Genomic DNA, 18,508 nt, shown 5'->3' on the forward strand with positions numbered 1-18,508 from the left:
CTGTTCTATAAGAAATATAACACTTGGAAAAATAGGAGTCAAGAGAAGAAGAAAAAATAGACGGATAACTTGACAAAGGTGGCAGGCATTCCTATAATAGGAGTTACCCTTGAAAAAGAGATTCAGGGCTTGTACTGGTTTCGACGGGGGTCTGGAAGTTGGAGAAGCCATCCGTAGCGGGACACTACGTTAAAAGTTTCAATTAAATATAAACGCAGACAATAGAGAATTAGCGTACGCAGCCTAATTAGGCCGCAGTCGGCCCCGGATTATCCGCTGTTCGGGTTACCGGCTTCAAACAGGCGGAGCACTTCGTTCTCAAAGCTTTGAGAGGATGGAAGAATTTATGAAGCTACTGAAATCCGTAACCTGTCGTTAGGTGACGGATGGAGGGAATGTTAATATAGCGACTGTGATGGGAGATGCTCTGGTGGATGGGCTTTCGGACGCGGGTTCAACTCCCGCCAGGTCCATTTCTGAATGGAAGAAGTTAAAGAACGCTGTAAACAGAAGGTTTACAGCGTTCTTTTTGTCTGCGAATCTGAAAGGACAGGATCTTTACAGATATTTATTCGATTTTAATGTTCGGTGTTTCCAGCAGACGAATGACATCGGGAAATGAAAATCTTGCAGCTTTCATCTGATTGTTGTGGATATCTATGACATACCCCTTTGCGTCACGAAAGTCTGCTTTTTGGAGATTGCACTTGAAGAACTGTGTGCCTTCCAGGCGGTAGTTCTTGAAATCGCTGTCTAATAGTTGCTTTTTTATAAAAAGCAAATTCTCTTGACATATAGTGAGTATGTGATAAACTACAGGTATTAAATGAAAGGGCACGATTGTGTAGGGTGAGAAGATGATTATTAGATAATTTATTTTAAGTGAAACGCAAAATATGATAAGAATGCTGCATTAGTGGCTTTGTTTGTGTACGCTTAAATAAGTTGTCTTTCGTCAAATTACTTATCCAAATGGACAGGTGCTCTATACCCTTTTATTTTTGATATGTTGATGTAAGGCTTTTTTGCGTATGCAAAAAGCCTTTTTCAATGTAAAGGGGGATGATATGATGTCGATGATTCGTGTTGAGAATCTTACGTTTTCGTATCCGTCAAGCTATGACGAGATTTTTAAGGATGTAAGTTTTGCCATTGATTCTGATTGGAAAAGAGAAAGCTATTGAAGCGAAATCAAAATTATTAAAAAATATTGAAACAGCAGAATCCTTAAAAATGCAATCGCTTGCATACCGCAAAAGTTTGTTGGTTTCTTATTCTGACGTATCTGTTTCTTATGACGGGAAGCGAGTTTGTGAAAATGTTTCATTTGAAGTAAAGCGCGGAGAGCGTGTTTTGTTAAATGGTAAAAATGGCAGTGGGAAAAGCAGCCTGTTGAAAGTGTTGCTGGATAGCGATATGGAATATACCGGCGAGATAGACATAGGTTCAAATCTGGTGATTTCATACGTTCCGCAAGATACTTCGTTCTTAGAAGGCGATTTAAAGGAGTTTGCGATTAAACATCATTTAGATGAAAGTCTATTTAAAACGGTTTTAAGAAAATTGGATTTTGAACGGATTCAATTTGAAAAAGATATGAAGGACTTTTCTGCTGGTCAAAAGAAAAAAGTTTTACTTGCAAAAAGTCTTTGCGAACCTGCGCACTTATATGTTTGGGACGAACCGTTGAACTACATTGATGTTTATTCAAGAATGCAAATAGAACAACTAATTTTAGAATTTTCTCCAACTATGTTGATTGTTGAACATGACACTGTGTTTGAAGAGAAGATTGGGACAAAGAGGATCAATATTTCCCAAAGAGAGTGAAAAATCAGCACCTGTTCCGAAAGGAATGAGGTGCTGATTTTTTGAAGTGTGAAGTTCTTTTCGATTCTTCCTCTATTTGCTGTTTTGCTCTTTGTTTTCCATTGGCAGGGACAGACTCAGAAGCAGTGAGATTACGAACACCCCGGCGACTGCGTTTCCGTTAAAAATATCTCCGATAAAGGATGGAAATGCAGCAAAGAAGTTCCCGGATGTCTGAGTCAGTCCAACGCCGACACAAAAGGCGAGAGAGACAATGATCATGGTGCGGTCATTGAACTCGCAGTCCTTAAGCATTTTCACACCCTCGTACATGATGGATCCAAACATCATAACGGTACATCCGCCTAATACGGACTGTGGCAAGGAGTTGAAGAATGCTCCAAGAGGTGGGAACAGTGAAGTGAGAATCATAATCAGTGCACCCATCAGAATGGTGAATCGGTTGATGACGCCTGTCATGGTAACCAGTCCTACATTCTGGCTGAAAGAAGTCAGAGGAAGGCAGCCAAAACATCCGGAAATAGCGCTGGAAAATCCGTCTACCGCGAGCGCACCCTGCAGCTCTTCCATTTGAATGTCCCGGCCAAGGCCGCCTTTGCAGACAGCAGTGGTGGCTCCGGTTGTCTCAGCCGCAGATACCAGATATACGATTGCGATGGTAAAGAAGGCGCCCAGATCAAAGATTGGCTTGTGGTCTGTGAAAAAGACCAGCTGTGGAAGGCTGAAAAAGCCTACCTCTTGAATGGTCTTTGAGATACCGGAGAAGTCGATCATAGGAGCAATTCCGGCAACGGTAAAGACGGCAGACAACAGGTAGCCAACCACAAGGCCAACTAAAATATTCAGATTTTTGTAAATTCCCCGGAGTTTGTAACGTGACACCAGGCAGACGATTAAGGTAATGCCGCCTACCAAAAGATGGTACCAGGAACCGAATGTCTCAGAGCCGGTTCCGCCGCCCCAGGAGTCCATTCCTACGGGAAGAAGAGAAAGTCCGATGGCGATTACGACGCAGGCAGAGACAACCGGAGTCAGAAATCGTTTCCAGTATCGGGCGCTTAATCCTACCAATCCTTCGAAAATACCGCCTAAGATGACGGCTCCGACCATTCCTTCATATCCAAGGTCGGGATTTGTGCAGATCATCAGAAGACTGCCTAAAAAGGTAAAGCTGACGCCCATGACGACGGGGAGTCGGGAGCCAATCTTCCAGACGGGATATAATTGCAGACAGGTACCGATTCCGGCGGCAAACATGGCGCATTGCAGGAGGCGTGTGATTTCAGCGGAGTCTAGAGTTTGAGAAGTACCTCGGATCAGAGCTGCGCTGCAGACGATCAGAACTGGAGCCAGGTTTGATACGAACATGGCAAGGACGTGCTGAAGTCCGAATGGAATTGCCTTTCCAAGAGGAACGCGCCCGTTTAAACGATAGACGTTTTCTATGCTTGTCTGTGGAGTGTTTGATTCTTTGTTTGACATAGTATTTTGATAGATCCTTTCTGTTTTCTGAATGTATTTTGAGTCTGAATTTCCTTATAATTATTTTATAGTATGAGAATGGGATTCGTCAAATGGATTATGTGCTTTAAAAAGGAGCTGACAAATTTTGTTGACAAGGAAAGTTGTCATATGCTATTCTGAAAATGACAAGGAAAGTTGTCAGAATGTGGAATAAAATTGTCATATTATTGGGATGGAAAGGGAGATGAAGATGGGTTTGGAAAACAGGCTGAAGGAATACCGTGCGAGGCTGAGCATGAATCAGTCAGAGCTTGGAAAGCGAGCCCATGTATCGAGGCAGACAATCAGTCTGATTGAACGTGGGGATTATTCGCCGTCTGTGACACTGGCAATTAAGCTGGCGAAGATTTTTGAGGTGACAGTAGAAGAACTTTTTATCTATAAGGAGGAAGACTATGAAGAAAGAGATGACAAAGAGTAAGACAGATTCTTGCCTTAAGTTTATTTTATGGATGGTTATCGGAGGAGCATTTGGCATGGTGGCAGGTATTGTCTTTGTCATGACCGGCAGGAATGTAGACGTGTTAGTGAAAGGCGCAGAGGTTTGGATGAGCAGATCGGCGGTGGTAATTCTGACGATTTGTAATGTGATTTCAGCGGTTATCTATTCTTACTATTGCCGCAAATTGGAAAAAGGAAGGCTTGACTGATAAGCTATGGAAAAGATTCACAGAACGGACATATTTGTCTGCTATGCTAAAAAGAAATAAGATAAAATGATATCGTGTATCCATTGAGAAAAGGCTATGGATTACCGTAAGGAGGATAGAACGCATGGAGCAGATAAAGATATTAGTGGTTGATGATGAAAGCAGAATGCGCAAGCTGGTAAGAGATTTCCTGGAGCGGGAAGGATATCAGGTGCTGGAAGCAGGCGATGGGATGGAAGCTATGGAGATTTTCTATGAGGATAAAGACATTGCACTGATCATCCTGGACGTGATGATGCCGCGGATGGATGGATGGCAGACCTGCAGAGAGATTCGGGAGACATCTGAAGTTCCGGTGATTATGCTGACAGCCAGATCAGAAGAGCGGGATGAACTGCAAGGATTCAGTCTTGGCGTAGATGAATATATTTCCAAACCATTCAGTCCTAAGATTCTTGTGGCAAGAGTTGGCGCGCTCCTTAGGAGAACGCACGGGACAAATGTAGAAGATGTGATTTCGGTAGGCGGCATCCAGATCGACAAAGCGGCGCATCAGGTAAAGGTGGATGGAAAAGAGATCGAATTGAGTTATAAAGAGTTTGAACTGCTGGCGTACTTTGCGGAAAATCAGGGGATTGCGCTGTCCAGGGAAAAGATTCTGAATAATGTATGGAACTATGATTATTTTGGAGATGCCAGAACCATTGATACCCATGTGAAAAAGCTAAGAAGCAAATTGGGAGATCAGGGAAATTATATTAAAACAATCTGGGGAATGGGATATAAGTTTGAGGTAGAAGAGGCATGAAGCACTCAATTAAGAAGCAGATGATGGGCGTGTTTATTGGATTAATGACCAGTTTGATTCTGGTACTCCTGATCATCAATGTCTGTTTTTTGGAGCCTTACTATATTCGGGATAAAAGGCTGCAGTTTATTAATATGTATCAGCATCTTGAAAGTATGGTGGACGACGGAGGCTTTCAGGATGAGAATACGGCGGTCAAACTAGTGCGTCTTGCGGAAAAGAATAATATTTCTTTTGTGGTAGAAGATGTGAATGGAAAAAGGTATTCTAATGTTTATGATTTTGATATGTTGATGAACCAGTTGACCGGATATCTTCTGAATCAGGCACAGAAGGATGCGGAAGTATTAGAGAGAACAGAGCGGTATCAGATTAATCAATCCTGGGATCCGTGGAATAAGACGGATTACATTGACATGTGGGGAACGCTGGATGATGGAAGCAGATTTCTGATGCGAAGTCCGCTGGAGAGTATTAAAGAAAGTGCAGAGATTTCCAATCGTTTCTTGATTGGGCTTGGAAGTATGCTGATGCTGGTTGGCGCTGCCCTGGTATGGTATCTTTCCAGACGTATGACAACACCGATTCAGGAACTTACAGCCTTGTCTGAAAAGATGGCGGATCTTGATTTTGATGTCAGTTATACCAGTGGAGGAAGTAATGAAATAGGCAGGCTGGGAGAGAACTTTAACCGGATGTCAAATCGTCTGGAGAGTACCATTTCAGAATTGAAAAGAGCCAATAATCGGTTAAAGAAGGACATTGAGCAGAAGGAAAAGTTAGAAGAGATGCGCAATGATTTTCTTGGAAATGTTTCCCATGAGCTGAAGACCCCGATTGCACTGATTCAAGGGTATGCGGAAGGCTTAAAGGAGGGAGTCAGTGACGATCCGGAGAGCCGTGCGTTCTACTGCGACGTGATTATGGATGAGGCGTCAAAGATGAATCAGATGGTGAAGAATCTGCTGACACTGAATCAGTTGGAGTTCGGTGATGAGGATATTGTATTTGAACGGTTCAATCTAACAGAGCTGATCAGAGGGGTACTGCAGAGTATGGAGATTCTGGCACAGCAGTCAGAGGCAGAAGTGATTTTCCGTCAGGAAGAGCCGATTTGTGTATGGGCGGATGAATTTAAGACGGAACAAGTTGTACGTAATTATATCAGCAATGCCTTTCATCATGTATCCGGGGATAAGATTGTAGAAGTCAAAATGCAGGTGGAAGATGATAAAGTTAAGGTGTCTGTATTTAATACCGGTACGCCAATTCCGGAAGAGGATCTGAAGCATCTTTGGGATAAATTCTATAAGGTGGATAAGGCGCATACAAGGGAATACGGCGGCAATGGAATCGGTCTTTCTATCGTTAAGGCAATTATGGAGTCGTTCCACCAGCGCTATGGAGTGAAGAATTATGGAAATGGCGTTGAATTCTGGTTTGAACTTGATGTAAAATAGGCGTATGAATGAGATGACTAGGGCAAGCAAGGAAAGGCGGGGCAAAAATGGTAGCGATCATTGATTATGATGCGGGAAATATCAAAAGTGTTGAAAAGGCCATGAAGCTTCTAAAGCAGGAGGTTGTGGTGACGCGAGATCCAGAGACGATTCTTAGTGCGGATAAAGTGATTCTTCCGGGAGTTGGTTCTTTTGGTGATGCAATGGGAAAGATCCGACAGTATGATCTGGAAAAAGTAATCCATGAAGTTGTGGAACGGCGGATTCCTTTTTTAGGAATTTGTCTGGGATTGCAGCTTTTGTTTGAAAGAAGTGAGGAAAGTCCGGGGGTGCAGGGGCTGGGAATTCTAAAGGGAGAGATCTTGAGGATTCCGGAGACGGAAGGCTTGAAGGTTCCGCATATGGGATGGAACTCCCTGGAATTATCAGGAGATGGAAGGCTGTTTCGGGGAATCCCGGAAGATGCATATGTGTATTTTGTACACTCTTATTATCTGAAAGCAGAGGAGCCGGAGATTGTGACGGCCAGGACGGATTATGGAACGGAGATTCATGCGTCGGTGGAAAAAGGTCAGATATTTGCCTGTCAGTTCCATCCGGAAAAGAGCAGTGATGTGGGTCTTCGGATTCTAAAGAATTTTGTGGAATTATAAAAACATGGATGCCGAAGAGGAGGAGAATGATATGCATACAAAGAGGATCATTCCATGCCTGGACGTCTGTAATGGGCGCGTGGTAAAGGGCGTGAATTTTGTGGATCTTAAAGATGCCGGAGATCCGGTGGAAATCGGAATGGCGTATGATAAGGCTGGCGCAGACGAATTGGTATTTCTTGATATTACAGCATCATCCGATGGAAGGAATACGGTAGTAGACATGGTTCGCAAAGTGGCAGAACAGATTTTTATTCCGTTTACCGTAGGCGGAGGAATTCGTACCGTTGATGATTTTAAAGCGCTTCTAAGAGAAGGAGCAGATAAAATTTCGATCAATTCTTCTGCGATTAATACACCGCGATTAATTTCGGATGCGGCCGATAAGTTTGGAAGTCAATGCGTGGTGGTTGCCATTGATGCGAGAAAGCGGGAAGATGGAAGCGGATGGAATATTTATAAAAACGGCGGACGAATTGATGTGGGCATTGATGCAGTAGAATGGGCAAGAGAAGTGGAAAGGCTTGGAGCCGGTGAGATTTTGCTGACCAGCATGGACGGAGACGGGACGAAAGCAGGATATGATCTGGAGCTGACCAGAGCTATTGCAGAAGCGGTATCTATTCCGGTCATTGCATCAGGAGGCGCCGGGAAATTGGAACATTTTTACGATGCGCTTACAGAAGGAAAGGCAGATGCGGCGCTTGCGGCATCGTTATTCCATTATAAAGAATTAGAGATACGGGAAGTGAAAGAGTATCTTCGTGACAGAGGAGTCTCGGTAAGGTTGTAGATGTGAGGAGGGCAAAGGGTTTGGCAGCGATTAACAATGACTGGTTAGAAGCGTTAAAGGATGAATTTCACAAGCCTTATTATAAGAAATTATTTGATACAGTAAATGAGGAGTACCGGACGAGATTAATCTTTCCGCCGGCGGATGATATTTTTAATGCTTTTCATCTGACACCTCTTCATAAAGTTAAAGTAGTGATTTTGGGTCAGGATCCCTATCATAATAACGGACAGGCACATGGCCTTTGCTTTTCGGTGAAGAAGGGGGTTGCAGTGCCGCCGTCACTGGTGAATATTTATCAGGAACTTCAGGATGATCTGGGGTGCGATATTCCAGATCATGGATGCTTAACCAAATGGGCAGAGCAAGGTGTACTGATGCTTAATACCGTATTGACCGTGCGGGCACATCAGGCAAATTCTCACAGAGGAATTGGCTGGGAGGAGTTTACGGATGCTGCAATTATGGCGCTGAATAAAGAGGATCGGCCGATGGTGTTTATTCTATGGGGGGCTCCGGCGCAGCGGAAAGAGAAAATGCTAAATAATCCGAAGCATCTGATCTTAAAAGCGCCACACCCAAGTCCGTTATCCGCTTATCGTGGCTTTTTCGGAAGTAAGCCATTTAGTCAGACGAATACATTTCTTGAAAATCATGGAGTGGAACCAATAGACTGGCAGATAGAGCCATAGCTGAAGTGTCAGAGGAAGGGGAGGCAGATGGGCAAGCGATATGATCTGGTTATTATTGGAGCAGGACCAGGAGGGTACATAGCGGCGAAGAAGGCGGCAAAAGCAGGAATGTCCGTTGTTATTATTGATAAAGGAGAAGTTGGCGGAACCTGCATGAATCGTGGCTGTATTCCGACAAAAGCTCTCATCCATGCATCGACGCTGTATCGGGAGATGACAGAGTGTGAAAAATTCGGACTTTATGCAGAACGGGTAGGATTTGATCTGCAGAAGATTTTTGAGTATAAAGATCTGTCCGCTTCAAAAATGAGGGAGGAACTGAAAAAAGAATTCTCAGAGCTTGGCATTCGTTTTGTGAAGGGTACTGCGACGATCCAAAGTGACCGGAGGGTCAGGGTTATTTTCGATGCTAAGGAAACGGAGTATCTGGAAGGGGAAAATATTCTAATTGCCACTGGGGCAAAAGCGAAGAAGGTAGATCTTCCGGGGATGGATTTGCCGGGAGTGATGACCAGCGAAGAACTTTTGACTTCGGATGCAAGACAGTATGAAAGCCTTCTGATTCTAGGCGGCGGAGTGATTGGAATTGAGTTGGCAACGGTATTCAATGCATTGGGGACAAAGGTCACGATCGTGGAGATCGCAGACAGGCTGCTTCCGAATATGGATTTGGAATTCTCAGAGGCTTTAGAAGAGATTTTACGGAATCGTGGAATACGGATCTGCAAAGAGAGTATTTTGGAGAAGATCGAAAAGAAAGCTGAAAATGGGAAAGATGGATTGAGCTGTCATTTTGTTTATCAGGGAGAAACACAGGAAGAGAAGGTAGATGCCGTTCTGGTGTCGGTAGGGCGAAGTGCGGATACGGAGCATTTGTTTGATCCAGATGTACAGATTCGCTTGTCAGGAGGAAAGGTTGTTGTTGATGATTTCTATATGACTAGTATGCCGGGAGTGTATGCTATCGGAGATGTGATTGGTGGAATTCAGCTTGCGCATGTGGCTTCTGCACAGGCGACTTATGTAGTGGAGCGGATGAATCAAATGAGACCTTCCGTCATTATTGAGATGGTTCCAAGCTGCCTGTTTACGTCAATTTCCATTGTTCCAAGCTGTCTGTATACAGATCCGGAGATCGCATCAGTAGGGATTACAGAAGAGGAGGCACGGAAAAAGGGGATTATGCTTCGATGTGGGAAGTATGTGATGGACGTAAATGGACAGTCTATTATCTCCAGAGAAGAAAGAGGATTTATTAAGTTACTGTTCGCATCTGACAGTGATGTGCTTCTTGGCGCGCAGATGATGTGTCCGAGGGCGACGGATATGATCGGAGAGATGGCGACAGCCATTGCGAATGGCTTGACGTCCACACAGCTTATGTATGCCATGCGTGCGCATCCAACCTTTAATGAGGCGATTTCCTGCGCAGTGGAAAACAGCAGAGAAGATAGACCAAGGTGGTAGATCTGGTATTATGTGATGAAAAAAAGTTGATGAAAAAAAGTTGATGAAAAAAAGTTGATGAAAGCCTGTTCAGGAATAGCCTGGATGGGCTTTTTTGTTACAAAAGAAAAGATAAGAAATATCTATTGACAAATCCGTCTTGATATGATTATATTTAGGTATGAACATATGAATAGTTGTTCATGTGTTGAAACGAGAAAGATAGAAAATATATGAATTACAGGAGGAATAGATATGACAAGTAAGGAAGGACATCATCACGATACCTGTGGCTGCGGTCACGATCACCATCACCACGACACCTGTGGCTACGGTCACGATCACCATCACCACGACACCTGTGGCTGCGGTCACGATCACGATCACCATCATCACGACACCTGTGGCTGCGGTCACAACCATACACACGATGGCCATAGTCATATGCAGGAAGATCATGGGCAGACGGAGCGGGAAGAATCGGTTGTGATGCCGGAAAATGTAAAGAAGCAGGTCTATATTTTGGAAAATCTAGGATGTGCCAATTGTGCAGCGAAGATGGAGAGACAGATTCGGAATCTTTCGGGGGTGAAGGCAGCAACCATTACTTATGCGACAAAACAGCTGGTTGTTGCAGCGGATGATCCAGAGCGCCTATATCCGCAAATTAAGAAAATCTGTACTTCCATTGAGGATGGAGTTGAGGTGGTTCCACGAGAAGAAGTAGAAGAGAGAAAGAAAGAGAAAAAGACAGAGTCTATTTATCAGAAGAACCGGAAAAGCTTTCAGGCAATCGGCGCCGGAGCGGTCTTGTTTGTAGCTGGTCAGGTGCTGGAGCATATGATGCCAAAATCAGCTTTGATCGTGGTAATATTTGTGGCTGCCTATGTGATTTTAGGAGCGCACATTGTGTGGACGGCGCTTAAGAACCTGACAAAAGGTCATGTGTTTGATGAAAATTTTCTTATGAGCGTAGCTACACTGGCAGCATTTGCAATTGGGGATTTTGCAGAGGCGGTTGGCGTGATGTTGTTCTACCGGGTGGGGGAACTTTTTGAAGATATTGCGGTCAGCAGAAGCCGTTCTCAGATTATGGAAGCGGTGGATTTAAGACCGGAGGTTGTCCAGGTGGTGACGGCCGAAGGAGTACGGTCGATTCCGGCGAAGGATGCTAAAGTAGGAGATATCCTGATGATCCGGCCGGGTGATCGCATTCCGCTGGATGGAACGATTGTAGATGGGCGAGGCCAGATTGATACGTCTCCGGTAACAGGTGAACCGGTGCCGGTCAGTGTCTATCCGGGAGTGGAAGTTTACTCTGGATGTGTGAATGATCAGGGCGTATTGAAGCTGGAGGTAAAGAAGCCGCTAGAAGAATCTATGGTATCTAGAATTATGGATTCGGTAGAAAATGCAGCGGCAAGTAAACCGAAGATTGACCGGTTTATTACCAAATTTGCAAGAATCTATACACCGATTGTAGTGCTGGCGGCAGTGTTGACGGCGGTAGTGCCGTCATTGATGACAGGAGAGTGGAGGTACTGGATCTATACGGCGATTACATTCCTTGTTATCAGTTGTCCATGTGCGTTGGTATTGAGCGTTCCGCTTGCGTTTTTCTCTGGAATTGGAGCAGGTTCTAAAAAAGGAATTCTCTTCAAGGGCGGGCTTGCTATGGAAGCGCTGAAAGATATCAAAGCAGTAGTAATGGATAAAACAGGGACGCTTACCAGAGGAAATTTCGTGGTACAGAAAACGGTAAGTACAGGAAGACTGACGGAAAAGCAGATTTTGACGATGGCGGCGGACTGTGAACTTGCTTCCACCCATCCAATCGGGCGAAGTGTTGTTCAGGCGGCAGAGGAAAAGCACTGTAAGCTGATTCGTCCAAAAGAGGTGCAGGAGATTTCCGGAAAAGGAATCTTCGCGGTATTTTCAGAGGGGACGGTACTGTGCGGAAGCCAAGGACTTATGGAACATTACGGCGTGGATGTATCCGGTTACCAGAAGGAGGGCTATGGGACAGAAGTGCTTGTAGCGGTAGATGGAAGACTGGAAGGATATCTGGTTGTGGCAGATGTGATTAAACCGGAAGCCAAAGAGGCTGTTGGAAGGCTGAAGCGTCAGCATATGATAACTGCTATGCTGACGGGAGACGCAAAAAGAAACGCAAAAGCAGTAGCTTGTGAGGTGGGAATTGATGAAGTGTATGCACAGCTTTTACCAGAGGAAAAACTGACCCATCTTAAGAAGATTCGGACGGATCATGGAGCTGTAATGTTCGTGGGAGATGGAATCAACGATGCGCCGGTATTGGCGGGAGCTGATGTGGGTGCGGCGATGGGAAGTGGAGCAGATGCAGCTATTGAAGCGGCAGATGTGGTGTTTATGACATCTTCGGTAGATGCGATTCCGGAAGCCGTGGAGATTGCAAGGTGTACCGGAAGGATTGCTATGCAGAATGTGATCTTTGCGCTGGCAGTAAAATTTTTGATCATGGTACTTGGGTTTGCGGGATGTGCAAATATGTGGATGGCGGTGTTCGCCGATACTGGAGTAGCCATGCTTTGTGTACTGAATTCTGTCAGAATTCTGTATTCCAAAAGAAAAGCGTAAGAAATCATTACAGAATTATTAACTTTCGTGTCAATTTATGCCAAGTGGTTGAAATGAAGAAGACCATTTGGCATAATTATTAAGTATATAATGAAAGGAAGAAATATATGAAGAAGACGGAAGTCGAATGTTGTACGGTGACATGCATTCACGACAATACAGTCCGCAGAGTTCGAGAAATGATGCCTGCGGAAGAGAAGATGAAAGAACTGGCTGATTTTTATAAGGTGTTTGGAGATGCAACCAGAATCAAGATTCTGTGTGTATTGCTGGAATCAGAAGTGTGTGTGTGCGACCTTGCCGAGATATTGGGAATGACACAGTCTGCGATCTCCCATCAACTTCGGGTGCTGAAGCAGATGAAGCTTGTGAAGAACAGGCGGGAAGGAAAGACGGTGTATTATTCGTTGGCAGATGATCATATTTTGACTATTATCAGCCAGGGAATGGAACATATCGCGGAATAGTGTTCATATAGTTATTTGAAGGGATTGCTATGACGAAGGAACTGAAGATAAGAAGTATCATATATGGAATAGGTGTGCTGATCTATGTGTGTGCGGTGATGGTGACCAGAAAGCATACAGTGGCGGATGAGGTTCAGTTTGTCTGGTTTCTGGTAGCGTATCTGGTGATTGGATTCGGTGCATTTCAGAAGCTGGCGGAACAGATTCTCCAGAAGAAATTTTTGACAGAGTACACATTGATGATCTTGGCGACCGTAGGTGCGTTCGGTATCGCAAGATACAGAGAAGGCGTACTTGTAATGCTGTTATTTGAACTGGGGATGATTTTTGAATCCTTTGCTACGGACAGCGCCAAGCGCTCCATTACAAAGATGCTGAACATTCGTCCGGAGTATGCAACGAGAAAAGTGCATGGCAAAGAATATCAGGTGGCTCCTTCGGCGCTTAAGCTTGGGAATACCATTGTGATTAAACCGGGAGAGAGGATTCCTGTGGATGCAGTTGTGACAGAAGGAACAACCAGCATTGATATGAAGGCGCTTACAGGAGAGTCTGTTCCGAAGTCTGTACAGCCGGGAGAGAAGATTTACAGTGGCTGCATTAATTTGAATGCTGTAATTGAGGCGAAAGTATTGGCTGTTTATCAGGATTCGACTGTGTCCAGAATTATGGAGATGGTGGAAAGAGCACAGGATGAGAAGGCAGAAAGCGAGAATTTTATTACACGCTTTTCCAAAATTTATACGCCGATCATGTTGATCTTGGCGCTTTTGGTAATGATCTATCCTCCGCTTACCTTCTCTTACGGAAATTGGGATACCTGGATTTACCGGGGATTGATTTTCCTTGTAGTGGCATGCCCAAGCGGAATGATGATTTCTGTTCCGATTGCATTTCTGGGAGGCATTGCATCGGCTGCGTGCCATGGAATTGTAGTAAAAGGCGGCAATTACCTGGAAGATCTGACGAAAGCAGATACGTTTATATTTGATAAGACGGGTACGCTGACAGAGGGCGTGTTCCATGTGAAAGAAATCAAAGCGGTGGGGATGTCGAATGAAGAGCTTCTTCGGATTGCAGCCCATGTGGAAAGTTATTCCAATCATCCGATTGCACAGTCGCTTCAGGAAGCTTATGAAGGCGAAATCAGCCAGGTGAAAGTGGGACGGATGCGGGAGATTCCAGGGTATGGAATCAGCGCAACGTTTGAAGGACAGAAGGTATATATGGGAAGCAAGAGGCTGATGGAGAAGAGGCGGATTGTCTGTGATACCGTGTCAAAGCCTGGGACCGTTGTCTATGTGGCGTTAGGGGATAAATACGCCGGATATATTGTGATTGCAGATACCATTAAAGAGAAGGCGCGTACGACGCTTCGGTATCTGAAAGAAAAACGGGAAGCTGTACTGGTAATGATGACCGGAGATACAGAGAATGCAAGTATTCCCGTTGCCAAGGAATTGAAGATGGATTATGCTTACACGGACCTGATGCCGACAGATAAGATGGAGCAGTTAGAAGAGTTTATGGAGCTTCAGGATGGAATGGAACGGGTCGTTTGTGTGGGGGATGGAATCAATGATGCGCCGGTGCTTGCACGAGCAGATGTGGGTATTGCTATGGGAGCAATGGGATCTGCGGCAGCTGTAGAGGCAGCGGACATTATTTTGATGGACGATGAGCTTCCGAGAATTAAGGATGCGATTAAGATTGCAAAAGAGACACTCAGAGTGGTGACACAGAACATTACCTTTGCGCTTGTGATTAAGGCGGTGATTCTGGTGTTGGCTGCAATAGGCTATTTCAGTATGTGGGAGGCCATTATTGCAGAAGTAGGCGTGATGTTTGCCGGGATTTTAAATGCTGTCTGGGTGGTGCGGTACAGAGTATAGGAGAGTGAACGAAGTGAAGAGATGTTTGGGTAAGATGCTTTTAGCAGCGTCACTTGCAGTTCTGATAACAGGATGTGGGAAAAATGCATCCGAGGACGGAGTAAAATTACTGGAAGAAGGGAAATATAAAGAGGCAGTGAAAGAATTTGAACAGGCCGTTGAGGACGACGTAAACGTTGGAGACGCCTATCGTGGAATTGGAATTGCCAAATGGGAGCAGGAAGACTATGAAGGCGCGTGCGAGGCGTTTAAGAATGCTTTGGAAAATGGTGCGAAGAAGACGGGAACTTTATACAATTTTATTGGAACCTGTGAGCTTCGCCTGGGTAATCCAGAATCTGCTCTGAATTATTACAATCTGGGACTTGCCAGTGAAGATATCAGTAAGGAACTGAAGCGGGAAATGGAATATAATGAAATTGCGGCTTATGAAGCTATGGAAGACTGGGAGAGTGCAAAAGTCAAGCTGGAAGCCTATACAGAGGCGTATCCGGATGACGAGAAGGCGGCAAAAGAGCTGGAATTTCTAAATACCAGATAGAATCTGAAAGGACAGAAATGATAGAATTAAAGGAAAAGAAGGAACGGGTCATCCTGGTGGGAGTCAGCACGTCTGATCAGGATGATACCTTAAAGTCACTGGAAGAGCTGGCGGAATTGGCGGCTACAGCAGGAGCCGAGACGGCTGGTATGGTTGTGCAGAACCGAGAACAGATGCATCCGGGGACTTACGTGGGAAAAGGAAAGATAGAGGAGATTAAGGACCTGTTGTGGGAGATGGACGCGACAGGTATTATTTGTGATGATGAATTATCACCGGTACAGATGAAGAATCTGCAGGAATTGCTGGACACAAAGGTGATGGATCGAACGCTGGTGATTCTAGATATCTTTGCGGCGAGAGCGTCTACAAGTGAAGGAAAGATCCAGGTGGAGCTGGCTCAATTAAAGTATCGCCAGTCCCGGTTGACGGGATTTGGAACGGCGATGTCAAGACTTGGCGGCGGTATCGGAACCAGAGGACCGGGAGAAAAGAAGCTGGAGATGGATCGGCGTCTGATCCGAAATCGAATTGCCCAGTTAAATAGGGAGTTAAAAGATGTCCGAAGACATCGTGAGGTGACCAGAGAGCAGAGGAATAGGAGTCATATGCCGGTGGCGGCGATCGTTGGGTATACCAATGCAGGAAAGTCTACGCTTTTGAATACACTGACGGGAGCAGATATTTTGGCGGAGGATAAACTGTTTGCAACCTTGGATCCGACGACACGAGAGCTAAAGCTTCCCAGTGGACAGAGTATTCTTTTGACAGATACGGTTGGATTTATCCGCAAGCTTCCGCATCATCTGATAGAGGCGTTTAAAAGTACGCTGGAAGAAGCAAAGTACGCGGATCTGATTCTGCATGTAGTGGACACGGCAAATCCACAGATGGATGAGCAGATGTATACGGTCTATGAGACATTGACGAATTTAGAGGTGAAGGATAAGCCGATCATTACGGTATTCAATAAGCAGGATTTGGCAGAAGAAGGGCTGATTATCAGGGATTTTCATGCGGATTATACGGTGAAGATTTCTGCAAAAAAGGGAGATGGCCTTTCTGAACTTTTGCAAACTATAGAGGCTGTTCTTCGAGAGCAGAAAGTATTTATTGAAGGGGTGTATCCTTATCAGGATGCCGGGAAACTTCAATTGATTCGCAAATACGGAGAACTTAAGGAAGAGGAATACCGGGAAGATGGAATTTTTGTACAGGCGTATGTGCCGGCGGAATTTTATGAAAAAGTCCGCCCGGCTGGGAAAGCATAGCAGTTTAGAGAGACTGGTTTAAGGTGTCTCGTACAGACTTGCCGAATGCTTTTCGGTAGGCTCTGGAAAAAGTAGAGTAATCTCGAAATCCACAGTCAAAACAGACCTGGGATGCCGGAACCCCAGATGATATCAATTCTTTTGCAAACAGGAGCCGCTTTTGGGAAATATATTGTCCCAGTGTATAGCCGGTTTCCTGTTTGAATCGTCTCATCATATAATATTTACTGATATAGAATTTCCCGGCGAGGGTATCAATCCCAAGATCACCGGTCAAATGATCGTTGATGTAACGCAGAATGTCTATGATTTTGGCATTGCAGTTATCCGTGTCGATAAATTCCAGTCGGTTTTTTCTTGCAGCCCGGTTTAAGTGAACCATGAATTCCAGAAATAAGACCTGCCGGTAAAGATCGGCAGCATATCCGTCATCGGCAAAAGACTGTTCCAGCCGGGTGATGGAGCGAAAGAGGGAACTTTTTTCCAAAGAAGAAATCCGAAGTACATTCGATTCCTCCTGCAAAGCTTTTTGAAAGCAACAGCTTAAATCATAGGAATCTGTCTTGTAAGCGTTCATGAAATTAGGAGAGATATAGACGATAATTCGCTCATACACTTTCGAGTTATCGACAGTGAGGCGGTGGATATCGCCGTGGCGCACCAGGACAATGTCGTAGGGTCTAAGCTCATAAGATTTTCCTTCGATGGTATAGGTTACGCTGCCCTTGATGAAAATCGTAATTTTATCAAAATCATGGTAGTGATAATCGACTTCTTGTGTTTCCTGATCCGTCAGGTGAAAGAGTCGAAATTCGCTGTTTAAATATCCCTTTTTGCTATACTGATCCATAGAATCCCTCCTGTTTGATTTTATCATACAAGAATAGGGCATTTTTTGCAATGTTATGAGCATGATTTGTCTTGTAAAGGGAAATAATGCCTGCTATGATGTAAGTAACCAGGAAAATAATGAGCGGAGGTAAGTTATGAAGGTTGTATTGGAACGTTACCACGGACTTGGCAACGATTATGTTGTGTTTGATCCGAATAGAAATGAATTGGAACTGACACCGGAAAATGTAAAGATGATTTGTGACCGGAATGCAGGGCTTGGCTCAGACGGTGTGCTAGAAGGTCCGGTTCTGAAAGAAGATGGAATGCATGTGAAAGTTTGGAATCCGGACGGCAGTGAATCAGAGACCAGTGGAAATGGTGTGCGTATTTTTGCAAAATATCTGAAAGACGCCAGTTATGTGCAGAAGAAAAACTTTAAATTATATACCGGAAATGGACCGGTGGAAGTTACATTTTTAAATGAAGATGGAAGTAGACTGCGGGTATCTATGGGGAAGATTTCTTTCTGGAGCGACGATATTCCGGTGACGGGCGAGAGAAGAGAAGTGATCAACGAGGACATGGTATTTGGCAGAACTCTCTATCCGGTTACCTGTGTATCCATTGGAAATCCGCACTGTGTAATTCCGATGCGGGAGATTTCTAAGCCGCTGGTATGTAAGATCGGGGATTACTCAGAGATTGCAAGATATTTTCCAAATCGTATCAATACACAGATTATGAAGGTGATTGATAAAGAGCATGTTGCCATTGAGATTTACGAGAGGGGTGCGGGATACACGCTGGCATCCGGAACAGGAGCCTGTGCGGCAGCAGGTGTGGCATATAAGCTGGGACTTACGAATAATAAGGTGATAGTTCATATGCCGGGCGGAGATCTTCAGGTGGAGATTGCAGATGACTGGAACGTTTATATGACGGGCGATGTCTTTTATGTAGCGAAGATTTCTTTGAGCAATGAGTTTGTGGAGAAACTAAGAGCGAACTAGAAAACAGAAATAGGATTGGAC

The 18,508-nt window shown here is 44.6% G+C and carries 16 protein-coding genes, 1 other RNA gene and 1 pseudogene; 16 read left to right on the forward strand and 2 right to left on the reverse strand.

Translation table 11 applies throughout. The features are described from left to right. The first annotated feature begins 125 nt into the window (after positions 1 to 125). Both ssrA and C0979_RS09800 read left to right on the forward strand, forming a co-directional pair. Positions 126 to 476: a transfer-messenger RNA gene (gene ssrA, locus C0979_RS09790) on the forward strand. Between the two features lie 691 nt (positions 477 to 1,167). Next, positions 1,168 to 1,830, forward strand: a pseudogene (locus C0979_RS09800) (ATP-binding cassette domain-containing protein); the annotation flags it as partial. 72 nt (positions 1,831 to 1,902) lie between these two features. Here the strand turns inward: C0979_RS09800 and C0979_RS09805 are convergent. After that, positions 1,903 to 3,312 carry a uracil-xanthine permease family protein gene (locus tag C0979_RS09805; RefSeq protein ID WP_101695804.1) on the reverse strand — a complete coding sequence of 470 codons (1,410 nt, stop codon included), beginning with the start codon at positions 3,310 to 3,312 and terminating at the stop codon, positions 1,903 to 1,905. A gap of 232 nt (positions 3,313 to 3,544) precedes the next feature. Here C0979_RS09805 and C0979_RS09810 point away from each other — a divergent pair, with 232 nt between their 5' ends. The 13 genes from C0979_RS09810 to hflX all read left to right on the forward strand — a co-directional run bounded on the left by C0979_RS09810 (position 3,545) and on the right by hflX (position 16,643). Beyond that, entirely contained in the window at positions 3,545 to 3,775 is a 231-nt protein-coding gene (locus tag C0979_RS09810) for a helix-turn-helix transcriptional regulator (protein ID WP_101695805.1), read from the forward strand. Continuing rightward, positions 3,750 to 4,004, forward strand: a complete 255-nt coding sequence (locus C0979_RS09815) for a DUF3169 family protein (RefSeq protein WP_101695806.1) — start codon at positions 3,750 to 3,752, stop codon at positions 4,002 to 4,004. The genes C0979_RS09810 and C0979_RS09815 overlap by 26 nt, the downstream gene beginning before the upstream one ends. Positions 4,005 to 4,128: 124 nt before the next feature. Further along, complete coding sequence (locus C0979_RS09820) at positions 4,129 to 4,812, forward strand: response regulator transcription factor (protein ID WP_101695807.1); 684 nt, start codon at positions 4,129 to 4,131, stop codon at positions 4,810 to 4,812. Then, positions 4,809 to 6,272, forward strand: a complete 1,464-nt coding sequence (locus C0979_RS09825; protein ID WP_101695808.1) for a sensor histidine kinase — start codon at positions 4,809 to 4,811, stop codon at positions 6,270 to 6,272. Before C0979_RS09820 ends, C0979_RS09825 begins: the two co-directional genes overlap by 4 nt. A 47-nt stretch (positions 6,273 to 6,319) precedes the next feature. Next, positions 6,320 to 6,925 carry an imidazole glycerol phosphate synthase subunit HisH gene (gene hisH, locus C0979_RS09830; protein ID WP_101695809.1) on the forward strand — a complete coding sequence of 202 codons (606 nt, stop codon included), beginning with the start codon at positions 6,320 to 6,322 and terminating at the stop codon, positions 6,923 to 6,925. A gap of 31 nt (positions 6,926 to 6,956) precedes the next feature. Further along, positions 6,957 to 7,718: an imidazole glycerol phosphate synthase subunit HisF gene (gene hisF, locus C0979_RS09835; protein WP_101695860.1), complete on the forward strand. Its 762-nt coding sequence runs from the start codon at positions 6,957 to 6,959 to the stop codon at positions 7,716 to 7,718. 20 nt (positions 7,719 to 7,738) lie between these two features. Further along, positions 7,739 to 8,410, forward strand: a complete 672-nt coding sequence (locus tag C0979_RS09840) for a uracil-DNA glycosylase (protein WP_101695810.1) — start codon at positions 7,739 to 7,741, stop codon at positions 8,408 to 8,410. Positions 8,411 to 8,437: 27 nt separating this feature from the next. Next, a complete protein-coding gene (lpdA, locus tag C0979_RS09845; protein ID WP_101695811.1) occupies positions 8,438 to 9,877 on the forward strand; it encodes a dihydrolipoyl dehydrogenase in 1,440 nt (479 codons plus the stop codon). A gap of 234 nt (positions 9,878 to 10,111) precedes the next feature. Next, the gene (locus C0979_RS09850; protein WP_101695812.1) at positions 10,112 to 12,472 is read left to right on the forward strand and encodes a heavy metal translocating P-type ATPase; all 2,361 of its coding nucleotides are present in this window, start codon (positions 10,112 to 10,114) and stop codon (positions 12,470 to 12,472) included. Positions 12,473 to 12,579: 107 nt separating this feature from the next. Continuing rightward, on the forward strand, positions 12,580 to 12,939 hold the full coding sequence (locus C0979_RS09855) for an ArsR/SmtB family transcription factor (RefSeq protein WP_101695813.1): 360 nt from the start codon (positions 12,580 to 12,582) through the stop codon (positions 12,937 to 12,939). 29 nt (positions 12,940 to 12,968) lie between these two features. Next, complete coding sequence (locus tag C0979_RS09860; protein WP_101695814.1) at positions 12,969 to 14,831, forward strand: heavy metal translocating P-type ATPase; 1,863 nt, start codon at positions 12,969 to 12,971, stop codon at positions 14,829 to 14,831. Between the two features lie 13 nt (positions 14,832 to 14,844). Beyond that, on the forward strand, positions 14,845 to 15,372 hold the full coding sequence (locus tag C0979_RS09865; RefSeq protein WP_242962686.1) for a tetratricopeptide repeat protein: 528 nt from the start codon (positions 14,845 to 14,847) through the stop codon (positions 15,370 to 15,372). Between the two features lie 17 nt (positions 15,373 to 15,389). Continuing rightward, positions 15,390 to 16,643 carry a GTPase HflX gene (hflX, locus tag C0979_RS09870; protein ID WP_101695815.1) on the forward strand — a complete coding sequence of 418 codons (1,254 nt, stop codon included), beginning with the start codon at positions 15,390 to 15,392 and terminating at the stop codon, positions 16,641 to 16,643. A 4-nt stretch (positions 16,644 to 16,647) separates the two neighbouring features. Here hflX and C0979_RS09875 read toward each other — a convergent pair whose 3' ends face one another. Further along, the gene (locus tag C0979_RS09875; protein ID WP_101695816.1) at positions 16,648 to 17,493 is read right to left on the reverse strand and encodes an AraC family transcriptional regulator; all 846 of its coding nucleotides are present in this window, start codon (positions 17,491 to 17,493) and stop codon (positions 16,648 to 16,650) included. Between the two features lie 136 nt (positions 17,494 to 17,629). Here C0979_RS09875 and dapF point away from each other — a divergent pair, with 136 nt between their 5' ends. Continuing rightward, positions 17,630 to 18,487 carry a diaminopimelate epimerase gene (dapF, locus tag C0979_RS09880; protein ID WP_101695817.1) on the forward strand — a complete coding sequence of 286 codons (858 nt, stop codon included), beginning with the start codon at positions 17,630 to 17,632 and terminating at the stop codon, positions 18,485 to 18,487. The last annotated feature ends 21 nt before the right edge of the window (positions 18,488 to 18,508 follow it).

This window comes from Dorea phocaeensis, from assembly GCF_900240315.1.
Classification (GTDB): domain Bacteria; phylum Bacillota; class Clostridia; order Lachnospirales; family Lachnospiraceae; genus Dorea_B; species Dorea_B phocaeensis.